The following is an 18,654-nucleotide window of genomic DNA, read 5'->3' as shown; positions in this document are numbered from 1 at the left end:
CCGAAGCTCACCGGGCGGATGCTGAACGACCGGCTGGGCAAGTGGCACTTCTGGCTGCTGTTCGCCGGCTTCCACACCACCTTCCTGGTGCAGCACTGGCTGGGCGCCGAGGGCATGCCGCGCCGGTACGCCGACTACCGGCCCGCCGACGGTTTCACCGACCTCAACGCGGTCTCCTCGATCGGCGCGTTCGTCCTCGGCGCCTCCACGTTGCCGTTCCTGTACAACGTGTGGGTCACCACCCGCCGGGCGCCCAAGGTGACGGTGGACGACCCGTGGGGCTTCGGCAACTCGCTGGAATGGGCGACGTCCTGCCCGCCGCCCCGGCACAACTTCACCCGGCTGCCGCCGATCCGCTCCGAGCGGCCGGCGTTCGACGCGCACTACGCGCTGCGCCCGCAGGCGGTCGAGCGCGCGCGCAAGGACTGAGAACGCCGGCCCCGGTCAGACCGCCAGCAGCCGGTGCACCTCCTCGCCGCCCAGCTCGGCGGCCTCCCCGGCGTGCACCACCCGGCCGGCGTCCAGGATCACGAACCGGTCGGCGAGCCGGACGGCCAGGTCCAGGTACTGCTCGACCAGCAGCACCGCGAGCCCGCCGGCGTGCAGCCGTTCCACCGCCTCCTCGATCTCCTGCACGATGGACGGCTGGACGCCCTCGGTCGGCTCGTCCAGGACCAGCAGCCGGGGCCGGGTGACCAGCGCCCGGGCGATGGCGAGCTGCTGCTGCTGGCCACCGGACAGGAAGCCCGCCCGTTTCTTCACCAGCGGTTTCAGCCGCGGGAAGACCTCCAGGGCCTCCTCGACCGCAGCCGGGTCGCGGTGCGGGGACGCCTCCAGGGTGACCAGCAGGTTCCCCATCACGCTGAGCTGGGGGAACGTCTCGTGCCCCTGCGGGACGTAGCCCAGCCCGCGCCGTACCCGCTCGTGCGGCGCCAGCCTGGTGATCTCCTGGCCGTCGAAGACGACCTCGCCCCCGGTGGCGGGCAGCACCCCCATGATCGTGTTGAGCAGCGTCGTCTTGCCGACGCCGTTGCGTCCCATGACGCAGACCAGGCTGCCCGGTGCCACCTCCAGCGACACGCCGAACAGCACCCGCGCCCTGCCGTATCCCGCGCAAAGCTCCCGGACCCGCAGCATCACTCCGTCCCTCCACCGCCGGGCGGCGCGGCCGCCGCCGTCACCGCCGCCACCGGACCGCCGGTGGCCCCGCCGGCCGCACCCTCCCGGGGCCGGCCGAGGTACACCTCCTGCACGCGCGGGTCGTCGCGTACCTGGTCCACCGGTCCTTCGACCAGCACCCGGCCCTCGTGCAGCACGGTGACCGCGGACGCGTACCGCCGCAGGAACTCCATGTCGTGCTCGATGACGATCACCGTGTGGTCGGCGGCGATCCGGGTGAGCAGCTCGCCGGTGCGCTCCCGCTCGGCCGCGGACATGCCGGCGACCGGCTCGTCCAGCAGCAGCAGCCGGGGCGCCTGCACGATGAGCATGCCGATCTCCAGCCACTGCCGCTGGCCGTGGGACAGCACGCCGGCCGGCCGGTCGGCCAGCTCCGCCAGCCCGATGATCTCCAGCGCCCCGGCCACCTGGTCCGACACCCCGCGCCGCCGGCGGACCAGCGCCCACAGCGGGCGGCGGAACGACGCGGCCAGGTCGAGGTTCTCCACCACGGTGAGCCCTTCGAACACCACCGAGGTCTGGAACGTCCGGCCCACCCCGAGCCGGACGATCTCGTGCTCGGCCCGCCCGGCCAGGTCGCGCCCCTCGAAGCGGACGGTGCCGCCGGCCGGCCGGGTGAGCCCGGTGATGGCGTCCACCAGCGTGGTCTTACCGGCGCCGTTCGGGCCGATGAGGAAGCGCAGCTCCCCCGGCTGGACGGTCAGGTCCACGCCGGCCAGCGCCCGGTAGCCGTCGAAGACGACCGACAGGTCGCGTACCTCCAAAAGCGCGCCGTTCATGCCCGTGCCCTCCTCGACGACCACATCTCGCGGGCGGTACCGGCCAGCCCGGCCAGCCCGCGCGGCGCCAGCGTCATGACCACGATGAACAGCGCTCCTTGCAGGTAGAGCCAGCCGTCGGCGAACTGCTCGCTGAAGGTCGTGCGCGCCTGGCCCATGACGACCGCGCCGAGGATCGCGCCGGCCAGCGAGAACCGGCCGCCGACCGCGACCGCGACGACCAGCTCCAGGGACGGCACCACGCCGAGCAGCGCGGGCGAGATGATGCCGACGACCGGGACGAACAGCGCGCCGGCCAGCCCGGCCATGCCGGCCGAGACCGCGAAGGTCAGGGTCTTGACGGTGGCCGGGTCGTAGCCGAGGAAGCGCACCCGGTCCTCGCCGTCGCGCACCGCGATGAGCAGCCGGCCGAACCTGCTGCGCAGCAGCTGCCGGGCGCCGAGGTACAGCACGCCGAGCACCACGGCCACCACCAGGTACAGCCCGCGCTGGGTGCCGTCGGCGGCCAGGTCCTGGCCGAACAGCTCGAAGAAGTTGGTCAGCCCGTTGGTGCCGCCGGTCAGCCCCTGCCGGCCGACCAGCAGGATGACCGTGGCGGCGGCCAGCGCCTGGGTGAGGATGGCGAAGTAGGCGCCGCGGACCCGGCGCCGGAACACCAGGGTGCCGAGCAACCCGGCCAGCGCCATCGGCCCGGCGACCGCGAAGACCAGCGAGAAGGCGGGGCTGGCGAACGGCGCCCACAGCGCGGGCAGCCGTTCCACCCCGCTCCACACCATGAAGTCCGGCAGGTCGCCGCCGGCCTCGTGCAGCTTGAGGTACATGCCCATCGCGTAGCCGCCGAGGCCGAAGAACACCCCCTGGCCGATGACCAGCATGCCGCCCTGGCCCCAGGCCAGCCCGATGCCGAGGCCGACGATGGCGTAGCACAGGTACTTGGCCAGCAGGTTGAGCCGGAACGGCTCCAGCAGCAGCGGCGCGGCGACCAGCGCGAGCAGCGCGACCGCGGTGAACGCGGCCGGCCCGCCGAGCCGGGCCCACCATGGCGGGGCGGGCGGCGGCGCGGCGAACCGGGGCGCCGTCGCCGGGGTCGCCGGGGTCTGCGGGGTGGTGGCCGTCATGTCAGCGCCCTGGACCGCAGCACGAACAGGCCGCGCGGGCGGACCTGCAGGAAGGCGATGACGGCGGCGAAGACGACCACCTTGGCCAGGCTGGCGTCGGTCCAGAACTCCGCGTAGGAGTTGAGCAGGCCGAGCGCCAGCGCGGCGGCGACCGCGCCGCGCAGCGCGCCGAGCCCGCCGGCCACCACGACCAGGAAGGCGTCCACGATGTAGTAGGTGCCGAGGGCCGGGCCGACCGGGCCGACCAGGGTGAGCGCCACCCCGGCGACGCCGGCCAGGCCGGACCCGATGAAGAAGGTCCGCATGTCGACCCGCCCGGTGTCGATGCCCATCACCGCGGCGAGCTGCCGGTTCTGCATGACCGCCTGCATCCGCCGCCCCTGGGCGGTGCGGTTGAGGTAGATCCAGATCGCCAGCACGCCGCCGGCGGCGAGCGCCATGATGAACAGCCGGTTGTAGGGCAGCACGCCGAGCCCGCCCTCCAGGAACTCCGGGGCCCGCACCTGGACGTTCGGCGCGCCGAACAGGTCGCGGGCGAGCTGCTGGAGCAGCAGGCTGACGCCCCAGGTGAGCAGCAGGGTGTCCAGCGGGCGGCCGTAGAACCGCCGGATGAGCGTGCGCTCCAGCACCAGGCCCATCAGCCCGGCCACCACGAACGCCACCGGCAGCGCGACCGGCACCGCCTGGCGTCCGGCCCAATCCTGCAGCAGGTAGGCGGTGTAGGCGCCGGCCATGATGAACTCGCCGTGCGCCATGTTGATGACGCCCATCTGGCCGAAGGTGAAGGTCAGGCCGAGGGCGATCAGCAGCAGCACCGCGGCGATGGACAGCCCGATCGGCAGCTGGTTGATCACCGCTCCCATGGCCCGTCCTCTCCCGTACCGGCGCCGGTCGGCCGCGTGTCGATGGGGTGCCTCCTCGCGTTCATGGCGGTGCCCGTCAGACCAGGCCGCCGGCCCAGGAATAGGTGCGCAGGTAGGGGTCGGGCTTGATGGGCTTGCCGGAGTTCCACACCTCCTTGATCTGGCCGTCCGGCTCGACCTCGCCGATGCGGGCGGTCTTGAACATGTGCTGGTTGTCGCCGTCGATGGTGACCTGGCCCTCCGGCCGGTCCAGGGCGATGCCGCCGGCGGCCTTCTTGACCGCCTCGACGTCGGTGCTGCCGGCCTTCTTGACCGCCTCGGCCCACAGGTACACCGCGTTGTAGCCGGCCTCCATCGGGTCGGAGGTCACCCGATCGGCGCCGTAGCGGGCCTTGAAGGCGGCGACGAACTTGTCGTTGGCCGCGTTCTTGGTGGTCTGGTAGTAGTTCCAGGCGACCAGGTGGCCGGCGATGTTGTCCACGCCGATGCCCTTGACCTCCTCCTCGGCGACGCTCACCGACATCACCGGCATGTCCTTGGCGGTGACGCCGGCGCTCTTGAGCTGCTTGAAGAAGGCCACGTTGCTGTCGCCGTTGAGGGTGTTGAAGACGGCGTCCGGCCTGGCCTGGACGACCTTGTTGACCAGGGTGCCGTACTCGGTGTGCCCGAGCGGGGTGTACTCCTCGCCGAGCACCTTCATGCCGTTGGCCGCCGCGTACGCCTTGATGATCTTGTTGGCGGTGCGCGGGAAGACGTAGTCGCTGCCGACCAGGAAGACGCTCTTCTTGCCCTGCTCCTTCAGGTAGTCCAGCGCCGGGACGATCTGCTGGTTGGTCGTGGCGCCGGTGTAGAAGATGTTCGGCGAGCTCTCCAGCCCTTCGTACTGCACCGGGTACCACAGCAGCGCCTTGCGCTTCTCGAAGACCGGGAGCATCGCCTTGCGGCTGGCCGAGGTCCAGCCGCCGAAGACGGTGGCCACCCGGTCCCGGGCGATGAGCTTGGTGGCCTTCTCGGCGAAGGTCGGCCAGTCCGACGCGCCGTCCTCGACCACCGGGACCAGCTTCTTGCCCAGCACGCCGCCCGCGGCGTTGATCTCCTCCACCGCCAGCATCTCGGCGTCCCGGACGGTGACCTCGCTGATCGCCATGGTGCCGCTCAGCGAGTGCAGCAGTCCGACCTTGATGGTGTCCGCGCCGCCCGCGACGCTCGCCGCGTCGCCGGCGGTGCCCGCCGGGCTCGCGCCGCAGCCGGTGATCCCGGCCGAGATCAGGGCGATCGCCGCGCCGATCCGCCAAGCCGATTTCCGCAACTGGTCCTCCTCTTGCAGGCCCCCGGGCCGACGTACCTGCCGTCACGGTGATCCCGGTTCGTTTCCCGGCAACATCCCTTCGGTTAATTGCGGATTACGGAGGGTTCACCGTGACAACACGCTCGGTTCGCCCGCCAGGTCCGGCCTGGCCGGGACCGGTCCGGCCCGCGCGGCGGCCGGGGACGGCGGGCGGCCGGCGATCGAGGTCACACCGCGGAAATGGCACCGTCACCTGGCGGAAACGGCGGTTGCCTAGGGTCCGGCCATGCGGCTCACGCCACACGAACAGGAACGCCTGCTCATCCACGTCGCGGCCGGGCTCGCCCGGGACCGCCGGGCCCGCGGGCTGCGGCTCAACCACCCCGAGGCGACGGCGGTGATCGCCGCCTTCCTGCTGGAGGGCGCCCGCGACGGCCGGACGGTCGCCGACCTGATGGCCGCCGGGCGCGCGGTGCTCGGCCGCGACGACGTCATGGAGGGGATACCCGAGATGCTGGACTCGGTGCAGGTGGAGGCCACCTTTCCGGACGGCACCAAGCTGGTCACCGTCCATCGGCCGATCCCGTGACCGGCGGGCCGGGCGAGGCGGGCGAGCGGGACGAGCCGGCCGGGCCGCCGGTGCTCATACCAGGTGAGATCGCGCCCGGCGCGGGGGCCGTCCCGCTCAATCCCGGCCGCGATCGGCTGACCGTGCGGGTGGTGAACACCGCCGACCGGCCGGTACAGGTCGGCTCGCACTACCACTTCGCGGCCGCCAACCCCGGGCTGGCCTTCGACCGGGAGGCCGCGTGGGGTCGCCGGCTGGACGTGCCGGCCGGCACCGCCGTCCGGTTCGAGCCGGGCATCGAGCGGGACGTGACGCTGGTGCCGATCGCCGGCCGCCGGATCGTCCCGGGGCTGCGGCCCGAGCACGCCGGGCCGCTGGACGGCCCGGGTGCCGCCGCGACGCCGGAGGGGTCCGATGGCTGAGCCGTCGATCGACCGTGCCCGCTACGCGGCCCTGTACGGCCCGACGGCCGGCGACCGGATCCGGCTGGCCGACACAGACCTGTTCATCGAGGTGACCGAGGACCGGAGCATGGGCCCGCGCGGGGCCGGCGACGAGGCGGTGTTCGGCGGCGGCAAGGTGATCCGGGAGTCCATGGGCCAGGCTCGGACCACCCGCGCCGAGGGCGCCCCCGACCTGGTGATCACCGGCGCGGTGATCCTGGACCACTGGGGCGTGGTGAAGGCCGACATCGGGGTGCGCGACGGGCGGATCTCCGCCATCGGCAAGGCCGGCAACCCCGACACCATGGACGGCGTCCACCCCGGCCTGGTGATCGGCCCGTCCACCGAGATCCTGGCCGGCAACGGCCGCATCGTCACCGCCGGGGCGGTCGACTCGCACGTGCACCTGATCTGCCCGCAGATCGTGGACGAGGCGCTGGCCGCCGGGGTGACCACCCTGGTCGGCGGCGGCACCGGGCCGGCCGAGGGCACCAAGGCGACCACCGTGACCGGCACCTGGTACCTGCCCCGCATGCTGGAGGCGATGGACGGCCTGCCGGTGAACGTCGCGCTGCTCGGCAAGGGCAACACCGTCTCCGCCGAGGGGCTGATGGAGCAGCTGCGGGCCGGTGCGTCGGGGTTCAAGCTGCACGAGGACTGGGGGACGACGCCGGCCGCCATCGACGCCTGCCTGCGGGTCGCCGACGCCACCGGCGTGCAGGTGGCGATCCACACCGACACGCTGAACGAGGCCGGCTTCGTGGAGTCGACGCTGCGCGCGATCGGCGGGCGGTCCATCCACGCCTACCACACTGAGGGCGCCGGCGGCGGGCACGCGCCGGACATCATCCGGGTGGCCGGGCAGCCGAACGTGCTGCCGTCCTCGACGAACCCGACCCGGCCGCACACGGTCAACACCCTCGACGAGCACCTCGACATGTTGATGGTGTGCCACCACCTCAACCCGTCGGTGCCCGAGGACCTGGCCTTCGCCGAGTCGCGGATCCGGCCGAGCACGATGGCCGCCGAGGACGTGCTGCACGACATCGGCGCCATCTCGATGATCGGCTCGGACTCCCAGGCGATGGGCCGGGTCGGCGAGACGATCATCCGTACCTGGCAGACGGCGCACGTGATGAAGCGGCGGCGCGGCGCGCTGCCGGGCGACGGCCCGGCCGACAACCTGCGCGCCCGGCGGTACGTCGCCAAGTACACCATCTGCCCGGCGGTGGCCCACGGCCTGGACGAGCACGTCGGCTCGGTCGAAGTGGGCAAGCTCGCCGACCTGGTGCTGTGGGAGCCGGCGTTCTTCGGGGTGAAACCGCAGCTCGTCGTCAAGGGCGGCATGATCGCCTACGCGCAGATGGGCGACGCCAACGCCTCCATTCCCACCCCGCAGCCGGTGCTGCCGCGCCCGATGTTCGGCGCCGCGCCGATCGCCGCCGCGGCCACCTCGCTGCATTTCGTCTCGGCGGCGGCGCTGGAGGACGGGCTGGCCGGCCGGCTGCGGGTGCACCGGCGGCTGGCGGCGGTCGCCGACGTGCGCGGCCGGGGGAAGGAGTCGATGCCGGGCAACGACGCGCTGCCGGACATCGAGGTCGATCCGGACACCTTCGCGGTGCGCGTCGACGGAGAGGTGATCGAGCCCGCCCCGGCCGAGGAGCTGCCGATGGCCCAGCGTTACTTCCTGTTCTGATGAACGCCGCGCTGCTGCTGCTCGCCGACTCGCGGCTGCCGGCCGGCGGCCACGGGCACTCCGGCGGCGCCGAGCAGGCCGTGCGGACCGGCGCGGTCACCGGCCTGGCCGACCTGGCCGCCTTCCTGCGCGGGCGGCTGGCCACCGCCGGGCTGGCCGCCGCCGCACTGGCCGCCGCCGCCCGCGAGCTGGCCGCCGGCCCCGCCGCGGACGCGGCGGCGTGGCGGGAGCTGGACGCCGAGGCGGACGCGCGGACCGCCTCCCCGGCCCAGCGCGAGGCCGCCCGCGCGCAGGGCCGGCTGCTGCTGCGCGGGGCCCGGCGCATCTGGCCGGCCCCGGTGCTGGACGGGCTCGCCGCGGCGCTGCCGCGCGGCGCCCACCACCCGATCGCCCTCGGCGCGGTGTCCGCCGCCGCGGGATGCTCCGGCGGCGAGGCGGCGCTGGCCGCCGCGTACGCCTCGATCACCGGACCGGCCACCGCGGCCGTCCGGCTGCTCGGGCTCGACCCGGTCGGCGTGCACCGGCTGCTCGCCGGCCTGGCGCCCGCCATGGAGGACGTGGCGCGTGCCGCGGGCTCCCCGGCGGCGTGGGCGGCACTGCCCGCGCACACCGCCCCCGCACTGGACCTGCTGGCCGAACAGCACCTACGCACGGAGGTACGGCTCTTTGTCAGCTGACCACGACGACCACCACGACCCGAGCCCGCCCGCCGGCCGGGCCCTGCGCCTCGGCGTCGGCGGCCCGGTCGGGAGCGGCAAGACGGCGCTGGTCGCCGCGCTGTGCCGCACCCTCGGCCCGGTGCTGCGCCTGGGCGTCGTCACCAACGACATCTACACCACCGAGGACGCCGACTTCCTGCGCGCGGCCGGCGTCCTGGCCCCCGACCGGATCGCCGCGGTGCAGACGGGCTGCTGCCCGCACACCGCGATCCGCGACGACATCGCGGCCAACCTGGACGCGGTCGAGGAGCTGGAGGAGCGGCTCGGCCCGCTGGACCTGGTCATCGTGGAGAGCGGCGGGGACAACCTGACGGCGACCTTCAGCCGCGGGCTGGCCGACCGGCAGATCTTCGTGCTGGACGTGTCCGGCGGTGACAAGGTGCCGCGCAAGGGCGGGCCGGGGGTGACCGGCGCCGACCTGCTGGTGATCAATAAGACCGACCTGGCCGAGCACGTGGGCGCCGACCTGACCGTCATGTCGCGGGACGCCGCGGCGGTGCGCGAGGGCCGGCCGGTGATCTTCACCTCCGTCCGGCAGGTGCCGGAGGTGTACGCGGTGGCGGCCTGGGTGCGCGGCGTGGTGGAGGCCTGGGCGCACGACCGCGACCACCAGCACCCGCAGGTCGCCCCGCGCCCCGCCGGGGTCGCGGCGCCACGACCGGCTCCGGTCCCCCGGCCGGATGACCGGTGACCGCGGCCCGGTGACCACGACCCTCCCGGCCGGCGCCGGCGTCCCGGGCGGCGCGGCGGGTGCGGACGGGCCGGCGGGGACGGGCGTCGCGACCGGCGGGACATCCCCGGTCGCGGGCCCCGGCCCGGCGGCCGGGCGGTCCGCGCTGCGGGCGCGGGCGGTGCTCGCCACCGCGCTGTCCGGCGGGCGGACCGTGCTGCGCACGATGCGCTCGGATCCGCCGCTCACCCTGCGGCAGACCGGCCCGCACACCGTGCACCTGGTCGCCACCGCGGCCGGGCCGCTGGCCGGCGACCGCCTGGAGCTGGACATCGAGGTGGCGCCGGGCACCCGCCTCACGATCGCGTCGGTGGGCGGCACCCTGGTGCTGCCCGGCCGCACGGCCGAGCCGTCGCTGCTGGTGGTGGACGCCCGGGTCGGCGAGGGCGGGTCGCTGCGGTACGCGCCGGAGCCGGCCGTGCTCGCCGCCGGGTGCGCGCACCGGACGGTGACCCGGCTGGCGGTCGCCGAGGGCGGGCGGGCGGTGTGGCGGGAGGAGCTCGTCTTCGGCCGGCACGGCGAGCGCCCCGGGTCCTGCCACGCGCGCTTCGACGCCACCTACGCCGGGGCGCCGCTGCTGCGCCAGGACCTGGTCGCCGGCGACCCGGCGGTCGGGGACAGCGCGGCGGTGTACGGCGGCGCGCGATGCGTGGGCAGCGTGCTGCTGGCCGGCCACCGCGCCGCCTCGACCCACCTGGCCGGCGGGTGCGCGGTGCTCCCGCTGGCCGGCCCGGGCACGCTGGTGTCCGCGCTGGCCGCCGACGCCCCGGAGCTGCGCCGCCGGCTGGCCTGGGGCGAGGCCGCCGCCGGCGATGATCAGTCGTAGAAGCCGAGGCGGCGCAGCTGCTTGGGGTCGCGCTGCCAGTCCTTGGCCACCTTGACCCGCAGGTCGAGGTAGACGTGCGTGCCGAGCAGCGCCTCGATCTGCGCGCGGGCCCGGCTGCCGACGTCCTTCAGCCGGGCGCCCTTGGGGCCGATGACGATGGCCTTCTGCGAGGGGCGCTCGACGAACATCTGGGCGTAGACGTCGAGCAGGTCGTCACGGCCCTCGCGGGGCGCCATCTCCTCGACCACCACCGCGATGGAGTGCGGCAGCTCGTCGCGGACCCCTTCCAGCGCGGCCTCGCGGATCAGCTCGCCGACCAGCACCTGCTCGGGCTCGTCGGTCAGCTCACCCCCCGGGTACAGCGGCGGGGAGACCGGGAGCCGGGCGATCAGCTCGCGGGCGAGCACGTCGAGCTGCTCGCCGGCCGCGGCGGACACCGGGATGATCTCCGCGAACTCCCCCAGCCGCGACACGGCGAGCAACTGCTCGGCGACGCGCTCGCGGCCGGCCAGGTCGCATTTGGTGACGATCGCGATCACCGGGGTCTTCTTCACCGCGGCGAGCTTCTCGGCGATGAACCGGTCGCCCTTGCCGATGGCCTCGTCGGCGGGCAGGCAGAAGCCGATGACGTCCACCTCGGTCAGCGTGGACAGCACCAGACTGTCCAGGCGCTCGCCGAGCAGGGTGCGCGGGCGGTGCAGCCCGGGGGTGTCGACCACGACGAGCTGGGCGTCCGGCCGGTTGACGATGCCGCGGATCGCCCGGCGGGTGGTCTGCGGCTTGGTGGAGGTGATCGCCACCTTCGATCCGACCAGCGCGTTCATCAGGGTCGACTTGCCGACGTTGGGCCGTCCGACGAAGCAGGCGAATCCGGCGCGGAACTCAGTGGCAGAGGAACTCACGCCACCCATTGTCCCCGATCAGGCGTACCGCCCCTTCACCGCGCCGTCCGGGCCGGCCAGGAACAGGGTGCCGGCGCCGAGGTCTCGGGCCGCCGCGAGGTCGCCTTCGGCCGGCTCGTCGCGCTCGGTCACCAGAGCGGCGGCCTCCAGGGAGGCGGCGCCGCTGGAGGCGGCCATCGCCACCGCGACCTGCACGGCCGACAGCGCCAGCGAGGGCAGCGCGACCTCGGTGGCGGTGTAGGTGCGCCCCGTCTCGTCGCGCACCGCGGCACCCTCGGCCGTCCCGTTGCGGGCGCGGGCGGCGCGCGCCAGCGTGATGATCTTGCTGTCCTCGGGGTCCAGGGTGGTGTCGGTCACGCAGCCCAGATTACCGGCCGTCCGCTCACCGGCCGTCCGCTCACCGGCCGTCCGCTCACCGGCCGTCCGTTTACCGGCCGTCCGTTTACCGGCCGTCCGTTTACTGGCCGTCCGCGCGGACCCGGGCGGCCACCGCGGCGGCGAGCTTCTGGGTGCGGCCCGCGTCCAGCCGGGCCAGCCCGGTGTGCACCAGGGAGACCAGCATGTCACCCGAGCGCATCACCACCAGGTGCATCTCATAGGGGTAGCCGCCGACCCGGCCGCGGAACCGGCGGGCCTCGGCGCCGTCCCCGGCCTTGACGGTGAGCGGCGAGGCGACCAGCCGATCCCCGCCGCCCGCCTTCTTCACCGCGGCCTTCACCGCGGCGACCGGGCAGCCGCGCATCAGCCCGGCGGCCTCGCGCAGCGCGCGGCGGGCCTCGCCGGCGGGGTAGGCGGTGACGACCACGCCGGCGGTCTCGCCGAGGTGGTAACCGTGGTAGGTGGCGATCTCGGCCACTTCGGCGGGCGAGCGCCACGGCTTGCCCTCGGCCAGGTCGAACAGCGTGGCGCAGCGCTCGTTCGCCGGTTCGAACGGCGGCCGCCAGGCGCCGCCGACCGGCTCGGAGAAGTCGACCGACGGATCCTCGATGCCGGTCAGTGCCCGCCGGGCCAGGGACAGGCCGGGCGGGGCCGGCTCGTCACCGGGCTCCCCGCCGGCGCCGCAGGCCGTGGCGAGCAGCGCGCAGGCCACGACCGCCCCGGTGATACGCATGACGCTCCCCCGAAATCCCCGTCGGCCGGACAGCACCGGCCACCATCTGCGGAATTCCTGCCCGTCGCGGCAAACCGACAATCTCATGGGGAGTTGTGGTGGTTCTCCGAGATAGATGACTCGAAGCGGGGATTGGACGCGCTTTCGACTACACCGGGGAATTCTTCGGACGCGTACCGTGATCAGTGAGATACAGCCACATAGCGGGCCAATCTCTGATATTCCACAGAATTGGCTAGGCTGCCGGGTCAGGCACGGGGTGGGGATGGAGGTGCCGGTGGGGCGACGGACGGTCGGCGCGGTGCTGGCGGTGGCATTGGCGCTCGGACCGGGCGGCGCACCGGCGGCGGCAGCGGCGGCGACGGCGGCGGCACGGGCGCCGGCGCGGTGCGATCCGGGGCGCGGCACCGTGCAGCTGGTGGAGTCGTGGGCCCAGCGGCGGCTGGCGTTCACCTCGGTGTGGCCGCTGACCCGGGGGGCGGGCGTCACGGTGGCACTGATCGACAGCGGCGTCGACCCCGGCCATCCCCAGCTCCGCGGGGTCCGGCGGGTGGACCTGACCGGCACCGGCGAGCTGGACTGCGTGGGGCACGGGACGGCGGTGGCCGGGATCATCGCGGGCGCGAAGATGAAGGGCGTGCCGTTCTCCGGCGTCGCCCCGGACGTGAAACTCATCTCGATCAAGCAGACCAACGACGCCCAGGAGGGTGAGGTGGGCCTGCTCGCCCGGGGCATCACCGAGGCCACCCGGCTCGGCGCGCGGGTCATCAACGTCTCGATCCAGGCCGCCGACGTTCCCGACCTGCGGCAGGCGGTGGAGGCCGCCGTGGCGCAGGACGTCCTGATCGTCGCGGCGGCCGGGAACACCCGCCAGCAGGACGCCTCCTCGCCGGCGTATTATCCGGCGGCCTATCCCGGCGTACTGTCGGTCGGGGCCGCCGGCCCGGACGGGGGCCGCGCCGACTACTCCAGCACCGGCGCCCAGGTGTCGGTGCTGGCGCCGGGCGAGGCGGTGACCAGTACTTGGCCCGGCGGCGCCTACCATCGCGACCTCAGCGGCACGAGCTACGCGGCGCCGTTCGTGGCCGGGGTGGCCGCGCTGGTGCGCGCCCGCCATCCGGGCCTGTCCGCCGCGCAGGTGCGCAGGCGCATCGAGATCACCGCCGACGGCGGCTCCGGCGGCGGCACCGGGGCCGGGATGGTGAACCCGCTGCTGGCGGTGTCGGCGATCCTGCCGTCGGAGGAGGTGGCCCTCGCCCCGCGCGACCCGTCCGCGCTGCCCGCGGACGCGGTGAGCCGTCCCCGGCCGCCGGACCGGGCGGCGATCGAGGTCTCCACCGCCGTCGCGGTGGCCGCGCTGGCAGTGGCCGCGCTGGTCACGGCGGCCGCACTGATCATCCCGGCCGGCCGGCGGCGGGGCTGGCGGCCGGGGCGGGTGCCGGTCCGCGGCGACTGAACCGTTGATCATTCCCGGCGAGAAGATCAACAAAACCGTAACAACTGCTACTGGAGTGACCAGACCCCATTATGTCCCACAAGATCATGTGATGTCATGATTCACAGCATCGGGGCACAGGGGAAGGCTCTCAGGGGACATGCACGAATTGCTACCCGACGACCCTCGGGAAATCGCTAATTACCGACTTATCGCCCGCTTGACCCAAGGACCTCGCGGAACGACATATATCGGACATAAGGCCGACGAAGCGAGCGACGGGGCGGCCGAGCCGGCGCCGGAGGAGGCGCCCGGAGCGCCCGCGCCGAAGTACGTCGTCAAGCTGCTGCCGCCCTGGCCGGACGCCGATGACCAGGCGCGGGAGCGGGTCCTGGCCGACCTGTCCGCCGGCCGCCGGGTCACCGGCCGCAACGTGGCCGCCACCGTCGAGGCCGGCTGGTCCGGCGACCGCGCCTACATCGTGCGCGAATACGTCGAGGGACGCTCGCTGCGCGAGGCCGTCGAGGCGGACGGCCCGCCCGCCGGGGACGAACTCCAGGACATCGCCGCCGGGATCCTCACCGCGCTCACCGCCGTGCACCACGCGGGGATCTCGCACCGCGGTCTCACCCCGGACAACGTCTTCCTCGGCGCGGACGGGCCGCTGGTGGCCGACTTCGGCCTGGGCGAGACCGGCTACCGCTCCCCCGAGCAGGTGCGGGGTGAGGTCGCCGGCCCGGCCGCCGACCTGTTCGCCTGGGCGAGCACCGTCCTGTTCGCCGCGACCGGCACCGAGCCGTTCGACGACGCCGCGGCCGTCGGCCGCGCACGGCCCGACCTCGGGGCGCTGCCCGAGCCGCTGCGCGAGGTGGTCGCCGCCTGCCTGGCCCGGATCCCGGGCGTGCGCCCCACCTCGCAGGGCGCCGTGCTGTGGCTGCTCGGCGACTCCGGCCCGGCGGTACCGCTGCCGCCGGTCGCGCCGGTCCAGCCGGCACCGCCGCTGCGGCCCGCCGCCCCGGCCGCCGTGACCCCGCCGCCCGGGGCACCCGCCGCGCCCGACGGCCGGCCGGTGCTGAACGCGCCGGCCGGTGGCTCCCCCGTACCGGACGGGCCGGCCCGTCCGCCGGTCATGCCGGCCCAGCGTCCGGATAGCGCCGCGCCCGCCGCGGTGTGGACGGTGCCCGCACAGCCGCCGGCCCCCGCGCCCAAGGTGTGGAACGCCCCCGCGCTTCCGCCGGGCGAGCCGCCGTCCTCGCTCCCGCCCGCCATCCGCGGCGCCACGCCGGAACCGGCCGGCGCCCCGGCCCCGGGCAAGCGACCGGGCGCCCGCTTCCCGGTCGGGCTGGTCGCCGGAGTCGGCGTCGTCTTCGGCCTGGCCGGGGTGGGCCTGTGGGGTGCCGGCAACTACGCGAAGAACCCCGAGATCAAGGTGGCCGCCGAGGGCGCCCCGGCCGGGGTCGGAGCCGACGCCGCGCAGGGGACCGGCACCGACACCGGCCAGGCCGGCACCGGGGAACGTCCCGAGGTGACCGTCCCGTGGGCGGCCTCGCCCGACCCGCGGCAGACCGGCGTCTACCCGATGCGACTCGACACGCCGAGCCCGCCGGTCACCGTGCCCACCCTGCCGCCGGGACAGCAGTTCACCCCGCCGGCGATCCCCACCACGTCCCGGCCCGCCACGCCCGGCGCGCCGGCCTCTCCCACCCCGGCCTCCCCCACCCCGGCGCCCACGGTCACCGTCACCGCGACTCCGTCGCCCACGGCCATCGACCCGACCCCGGCTCCGACCGAGACGCCGCAGCCGACCGGGAGCGGGACGCCGGCGCCGTCCCCCTCCGCGACCCCGGCGCCCTCCGGCCCGGTGACCCCCTCACCCACTCCCACCGTCACCGGGCCGGTGACGCCGGCCCCCACGCCGACGCCGGGCGTCACGCGCACCGCCACGCCGCAGCCGACCGTCACCCGCACGGCGACCCCCCGGCCCACGGTGACCCGCACCTGGTCACCGCGGCCTACCCGGACCGCGAGCCCCCGCCCGACCGTCACCCGGACGGTGACCCCGCGGCCGACCGCCTCGGCGGGCAACCCCTACACCCCGCAGCAGGTCTGCAACAGCGGTGGCCGGGGCGGCTTCACCGTGCAGCGGTCCAGCGCCTTCAGCGGCGGCGTCGTCTACCAGCTCGGCAACGGCGCCGGCGCCTACTGCGTGGTCACCATGAAGACGCAGTACGTGGGCGTGCCCACCAGCGTCTCGGCCACCCTGGAGGTGTCGGGTGCCGCGCCGGCCTCCGACTCCGGTGCCTTCAAGCACTACGCCGGGCCGGTGATCCTGGACGGCAAGGGCCGGTGCGTGCGGTTCGGCGGCGGCGCCGGCTCCGCCACCACCAGCTCCGCCTGCGGCTGACCCCGCTCCCCGATGGCCCGCCTCCCCCGGGAGGCGGGCCATCGCCGTACCGGACGTCATCCGGCCCTGGTACGTTCGCGGCCGGGCGGGCCGGCTCCGGCGCCGCGGGGCGCACCGGCCCCGCACGACCCCGGGTGGCCGTGCACACCGGCCGCGCGCACCGGCCGGGTATCCGGAGGCCGGTGCCCGGGTCGCGGCACCGGCCGGGTTAGATTGACCGCCATGCGTGCGTGGGAACCCGAGGGCCCGTTCGAGGAGCGGCTGTCGGCGGCGTTCGCGGCCGGTGACACCACACTGTGCCTGGCGCTGCTCGCGCACGCCGACCTCGCGGTCCCGGTCACCCCGGCCGCGGCGGCCGGCCGGGAGCCGGCGGGCTGGCCGGTCGCCGCCGACGACGAGCGCACCTGGATCCTCGCCTACACCTCGGTGCCGGCCATGCGCGCGGCCACCGGGGGGACCGAGCACTTCCGGCCCATGTCGCTCGCCGAGATGGCCGCCTGCTGGCCGGACCCGCGGTGGGGGCTGGCCGTCAACGCCGGGCTGCCGGCGCACTTCTTCCTGGCACCCGGCGCGGTGGCGCGGCTCGCGGTGCCCACGCTGGCGCAGGATCGGGCGGCGGCCCCGGACTCCGGCGTCCCGGTCCTGCAGAAGCTGCTGCGCCGCGCCGATCTGCGGGCGTTCCTCGGCGCCGGCGAGACCCGGGTGTCCGGCTACTGCCACCACGCCCTGGACGTGGCGCACATCGCGACCCCCGCCGTGCTCGCCGACACCGCCGGGCGGCCGGACTGCGCCGAGCTCCTCAGCGACCACGGGTCGGTGTTCATCCTGCGCTGGTACGCCGTCGGCCTGAACCTCTACCCGACGCCCTATGGCGGGGTCGACGAGGCGGGCCGCGCCGCGGTGGACGGATGGGTCGTCGAGGAGCCCCCGTTCACCGGCCTGGGACTCGCGCCGCATCCTGACCGGCTGGTCCGCGAGTACAAGCCGGCCGCGGTCGGGCTGCCGCACGGGTCGGAGATCTGGGAGCTGGCGGACGACGGCACCGAGCGGCGGCGGGCCTTCTACGACGGCGACACCGGCCGCTGGATGCTGGTACGCCGGGCCGCCGCCCCGGTGACCGGCGACGGCCTTCCCGGCGGTGCGGACGTTCCGGGTACTCCCGTCGCCACGGGGACGCCGCCGGCGGGGTTCGGCCAGAGGTCCGGGGCGCTGCCGGGCCCGCCCGGCACCGCGCTGTACCAGGCGCGCTGGCGAGGCGCCGACCACCCGGCGGTCCCCGACCAGCGGGCGGACGGCCTGTGGCTGCGGCTGTGGAGCGCCGAGCCGGCCGCCGGTTTCACCCAGGTGCGCCCGGGACATCACGTCCGGCCGGTGCCGGCCGCCGAGTGCGCCGCGGTGTCCTTCACCCCGACCGTCGCCGAGTGGCGGGGCGCGCCGTTCGCCGTGCTCGGCGAGCGTGCCGGGGAGCTGCTGCTGGAGTACACCGGCGGGTCGGTCCTGGTCGCGCGCGAGCTCGGGCTGGACCGCGCCGGACGCGGGGTGCACCGCCGCCGGGTGCCCAGGCACGAGGTCCGGAACGTGCGGACCGACGTGGTCCCGCTGGACCTGTGACCGCTCCCCCGTAACGATCGCGGACCGCGGTGGAACGCGGGTGAACATCTTCTTGCCGAACATCGTTCTGAAGTGCCAAACTGATCGCTGGTCGCCATGTTTCCGCAAAGTTAGCGTGGGATTACGGTTTCGTTCAGCCGAGGTGCCTTCGGGGGTAGCAGGTGGAGGGCCGCATGGAATCGCCGTACGACCCGGCCGGCCTGGCCGGCATGGAGGCGTACGTCGAGGAACTACGGGCGACGTTCCAGCGCGTTCAGGACGAGGGGCCCGCACTGCACGAGCGGGCCAAGAACCTCCAGGTGACCGAGAAGTCGGCGGACGGCCTCATCTCCGCGACCGTCGGCGCCCGCGGCGACCTCATCCGGCTGGACATCGACCCGCGCGTCTACCGGCGCCCGGACGCCCGCCACCTGGCCGACAGCGTCACCGAGACCATCCACCGGGCCGCCGACCAGGCCCGGAGGCAGGTCGTCGAGATCTTCGAGCCGCTGATTCCACGCGAGCAGATGGAAGCGCACCTCGACGGCGACCTGGACCGGGTGATGACGCAGATGGCGACCCAGTTGCGCGAAGGCGGGGCGATCCCTGGTGCCTGAGTTCCTCCTCCTGCAGCCGGCCGAGGTGCTGAACGCGCTCGGCCGCGCCGACGCCTACCACGACGAGCTGGACGCCGAGATCCAGGGCGGGAACTCCCGCCTGGCGGCGCGAGCCGGCTCGTGCCCGTGGGGCGACGACTCCGCCGGGGCCACCTTCCGCGAGGCCTACGCCAAGAGCGGCGGCGTGAACCAGCTCATCGAGGTCCAGCGGAGCATGGCCCGGCAGTGCCGCGATCACACCGTCCGGACCCGGCGGGCCGCCATCGAGACCCGGCAGACCGACCTCGACCAGGCGGAGCGGACCAGGCGGCTGAGCGCATGACCGCCGCACTGGCGTCCGGCGGCGCGGCCCGGCCGGTGAACGCGTGAGAACCGAGAACACGGAG

Annotated in this window: 20 protein-coding genes; 12 read left to right on the top strand and 8 right to left on the bottom strand. The window is 74.7% G+C overall.

The window, feature by feature from the left end; translation table 11 throughout:
- On the top strand, positions 1-429 hold a 429-nt coding region (locus Sru01_RS16735; protein WP_203985806.1), incomplete at its 5' end, for a cbb3-type cytochrome c oxidase subunit I.
- Between the two features lie 15 nt (positions 430-444).
- Here Sru01_RS16735 and urtE read toward each other — a convergent pair.
- The 5 genes from urtE to urtA form a co-directional block, all read right to left on the bottom strand.
- Positions 445-1,137: an urea ABC transporter ATP-binding subunit UrtE gene (gene urtE, locus Sru01_RS16730; RefSeq protein ID WP_203985804.1), complete on the bottom strand. Its 693-nt coding sequence runs from the start codon at positions 1,135-1,137 to the stop codon at positions 445-447.
- The gene (gene urtD, locus Sru01_RS16725; RefSeq protein WP_203985801.1) at positions 1,137-1,958 is read right to left on the bottom strand and encodes an urea ABC transporter ATP-binding protein UrtD; all 822 of its coding nucleotides are present in this window, start codon (positions 1,956-1,958) and stop codon (positions 1,137-1,139) included. The genes urtE and urtD overlap by 1 nt, the downstream gene beginning before the upstream one ends.
- A complete protein-coding gene (urtC, locus tag Sru01_RS16720; protein ID WP_203985798.1) occupies positions 1,955-3,076 on the bottom strand; it encodes an urea ABC transporter permease subunit UrtC in 1,122 nt (373 codons plus the stop codon). The genes urtD and urtC overlap by 4 nt, the downstream gene beginning before the upstream one ends.
- On the bottom strand, positions 3,073-3,939 hold the full coding sequence (gene urtB, locus Sru01_RS16715; RefSeq protein ID WP_203985796.1) for an urea ABC transporter permease subunit UrtB: 867 nt from the start codon (positions 3,937-3,939) through the stop codon (positions 3,073-3,075). The genes urtC and urtB overlap by 4 nt, the downstream gene beginning before the upstream one ends.
- 76 nt (positions 3,940-4,015) lie before the next feature.
- A complete protein-coding gene (gene urtA / locus Sru01_RS16710; protein WP_203985793.1) occupies positions 4,016-5,248 on the bottom strand; it encodes an urea ABC transporter substrate-binding protein in 1,233 nt (410 codons plus the stop codon).
- A gap of 265 nt (positions 5,249-5,513) precedes the next feature.
- Here urtA and Sru01_RS16705 point away from each other — a divergent pair, with 265 nt between their 5' ends.
- Genes Sru01_RS16705 through Sru01_RS16680 form a run of 6 tightly spaced genes read left to right on the top strand, consistent with a single transcriptional unit; the run spans position 5,514 to position 10,209 of the window.
- Positions 5,514-5,816, top strand: coding sequence for an urease subunit gamma (locus Sru01_RS16705; RefSeq protein ID WP_203985790.1), 303 nt, complete (start codon positions 5,514-5,516; stop codon positions 5,814-5,816).
- Positions 5,813-6,217 carry an urease subunit beta gene (locus Sru01_RS16700; RefSeq protein ID WP_307812037.1) on the top strand — a complete coding sequence of 135 codons (405 nt, stop codon included), beginning with the start codon at positions 5,813-5,815 and terminating at the stop codon, positions 6,215-6,217. The genes Sru01_RS16705 and Sru01_RS16700 overlap by 4 nt, the downstream gene beginning before the upstream one ends.
- Positions 6,210-7,934 (top strand): urease subunit alpha, encoded by a 1,725-nt coding sequence (locus Sru01_RS16695; protein WP_203985787.1) that lies wholly within the window; start codon positions 6,210-6,212, stop codon positions 7,932-7,934. The genes Sru01_RS16700 and Sru01_RS16695 overlap by 8 nt, the downstream gene beginning before the upstream one ends.
- A complete protein-coding gene (locus tag Sru01_RS16690; protein WP_203985784.1) occupies positions 7,934-8,611 on the top strand; it encodes an urease accessory protein UreF in 678 nt (225 codons plus the stop codon). The genes Sru01_RS16695 and Sru01_RS16690 overlap by 1 nt, the downstream gene beginning before the upstream one ends.
- Positions 8,601-9,344: an urease accessory protein UreG gene (ureG, locus tag Sru01_RS16685; RefSeq protein ID WP_203985780.1), complete on the top strand. Its 744-nt coding sequence runs from the start codon at positions 8,601-8,603 to the stop codon at positions 9,342-9,344. The genes Sru01_RS16690 and ureG overlap by 11 nt, the downstream gene beginning before the upstream one ends.
- 10 nt (positions 9,345-9,354) lie before the next feature.
- Positions 9,355-10,209 carry an urease accessory protein UreD gene (locus tag Sru01_RS16680; RefSeq protein ID WP_239137493.1) on the top strand — a complete coding sequence of 285 codons (855 nt, stop codon included), beginning with the start codon at positions 9,355-9,357 and terminating at the stop codon, positions 10,207-10,209.
- Here Sru01_RS16680 and era read toward each other — a convergent pair.
- The 3 genes from era to Sru01_RS16665 all read right to left on the bottom strand — a co-directional run bounded on the left by era (position 10,200) and on the right by Sru01_RS16665 (position 12,222).
- Positions 10,200-11,120 carry a GTPase Era gene (gene era / locus Sru01_RS16675; RefSeq protein ID WP_203985777.1) on the bottom strand — a complete coding sequence of 307 codons (921 nt, stop codon included), beginning with the start codon at positions 11,118-11,120 and terminating at the stop codon, positions 10,200-10,202. The genes Sru01_RS16680 and era overlap by 10 nt on opposite strands.
- Before the next feature lie 9 nt (positions 11,121-11,129).
- The gene (locus Sru01_RS16670; protein ID WP_203985774.1) at positions 11,130-11,468 is read right to left on the bottom strand and encodes a cytidine deaminase-like protein; all 339 of its coding nucleotides are present in this window, start codon (positions 11,466-11,468) and stop codon (positions 11,130-11,132) included.
- Between the two features lie 100 nt (positions 11,469-11,568).
- Complete coding sequence (locus tag Sru01_RS16665) at positions 11,569-12,222, bottom strand: hypothetical protein (RefSeq protein WP_203985770.1); 654 nt, start codon at positions 12,220-12,222, stop codon at positions 11,569-11,571.
- Positions 12,223-12,499: 277 nt separating this feature from the next.
- On the opposite strand from Sru01_RS16665, the gene mycP reads away from it, so the two are divergent.
- From mycP to Sru01_RS16635, 5 genes are all read left to right on the top strand, one after another.
- Positions 12,500-13,678 carry a type VII secretion-associated serine protease mycosin gene (mycP, locus tag Sru01_RS16660; RefSeq protein ID WP_203985767.1) on the top strand — a complete coding sequence of 393 codons (1,179 nt, stop codon included), beginning with the start codon at positions 12,500-12,502 and terminating at the stop codon, positions 13,676-13,678.
- Positions 13,679-13,877: 199 nt separating this feature from the next.
- Entirely contained in the window at positions 13,878-16,061 is a 2,184-nt protein-coding gene (locus Sru01_RS16655) for a serine/threonine protein kinase (protein ID WP_239137492.1), read from the top strand.
- A 222-nt stretch (positions 16,062-16,283) separates the two neighbouring features.
- On the top strand, positions 16,284-17,672 hold the full coding sequence (locus tag Sru01_RS35670) for an SseB family protein (protein WP_239137491.1): 1,389 nt from the start codon (positions 16,284-16,286) through the stop codon (positions 17,670-17,672).
- 173 nt (positions 17,673-17,845) lie between these two features.
- Positions 17,846-18,268, top strand: a complete 423-nt coding sequence (locus tag Sru01_RS16640) for a YbaB/EbfC family nucleoid-associated protein (RefSeq protein WP_203985761.1) — start codon at positions 17,846-17,848, stop codon at positions 18,266-18,268.
- Entirely contained in the window at positions 18,261-18,590 is a 330-nt protein-coding gene (locus Sru01_RS16635; protein WP_203985758.1) for a hypothetical protein, read from the top strand. The genes Sru01_RS16640 and Sru01_RS16635 overlap by 8 nt, the downstream gene beginning before the upstream one ends.
- Positions 18,591-18,654 lie beyond the last annotated feature (64 nt).

The organism is Sphaerisporangium rufum (genome assembly GCF_016863395.1).
Lineage (GTDB): Bacteria > Actinomycetota > Actinomycetes > Streptosporangiales > Streptosporangiaceae > Sphaerisporangium > Sphaerisporangium rufum.
Note: the sequence above shows the minus strand (reverse complement) of the source record. Positions and strands in the feature narration are given on the sequence as shown.

Excerpts from the sequence above, each read along its gene's own strand:
- Sru01_RS16705 (WP_203985790.1), top strand. The coding sequence starts at position 5,514 with ATGCGGCTCACGCCACACGAACAGGAACGCCTGCTCATCCACGTCGCG.
- Sru01_RS16640 (WP_203985761.1), top strand. The coding sequence starts at position 17,846 with ATGGAATCGCCGTACGACCCGGCCGGCCTGGCCGGCATGGAGGCGTAC.
- Sru01_RS16665 (WP_203985770.1), bottom strand. The coding sequence starts at position 12,222 with ATGCGTATCACCGGGGCGGTCGTGGCCTGCGCGCTGCTCGCCACGGCC.
- urtC (WP_203985798.1), bottom strand. The coding sequence starts at position 3,076 with ATGACGGCCACCACCCCGCAGACCCCGGCGACCCCGGCGACGGCGCCC.
- urtD (WP_203985801.1), bottom strand. The coding sequence starts at position 1,958 with ATGAACGGCGCGCTTTTGGAGGTACGCGACCTGTCGGTCGTCTTCGAC.
- Sru01_RS16695 (WP_203985787.1), top strand. The coding sequence starts at position 6,210 with ATGGCTGAGCCGTCGATCGACCGTGCCCGCTACGCGGCCCTGTACGGC.
- Sru01_RS16690 (WP_203985784.1), top strand. The coding sequence starts at position 7,934 with ATGAACGCCGCGCTGCTGCTGCTCGCCGACTCGCGGCTGCCGGCCGGC.
- Sru01_RS35670 (WP_239137491.1), top strand. The coding sequence starts at position 16,284 with ATGCGTGCGTGGGAACCCGAGGGCCCGTTCGAGGAGCGGCTGTCGGCG.
- era (WP_203985777.1), bottom strand. The coding sequence starts at position 11,120 with ATGGGTGGCGTGAGTTCCTCTGCCACTGAGTTCCGCGCCGGATTCGCC.
- urtB (WP_203985796.1), bottom strand. The coding sequence starts at position 3,939 with ATGGGAGCGGTGATCAACCAGCTGCCGATCGGGCTGTCCATCGCCGCG.
- urtE (WP_203985804.1), bottom strand. The coding sequence starts at position 1,137 with ATGCTGCGGGTCCGGGAGCTTTGCGCGGGATACGGCAGGGCGCGGGTG.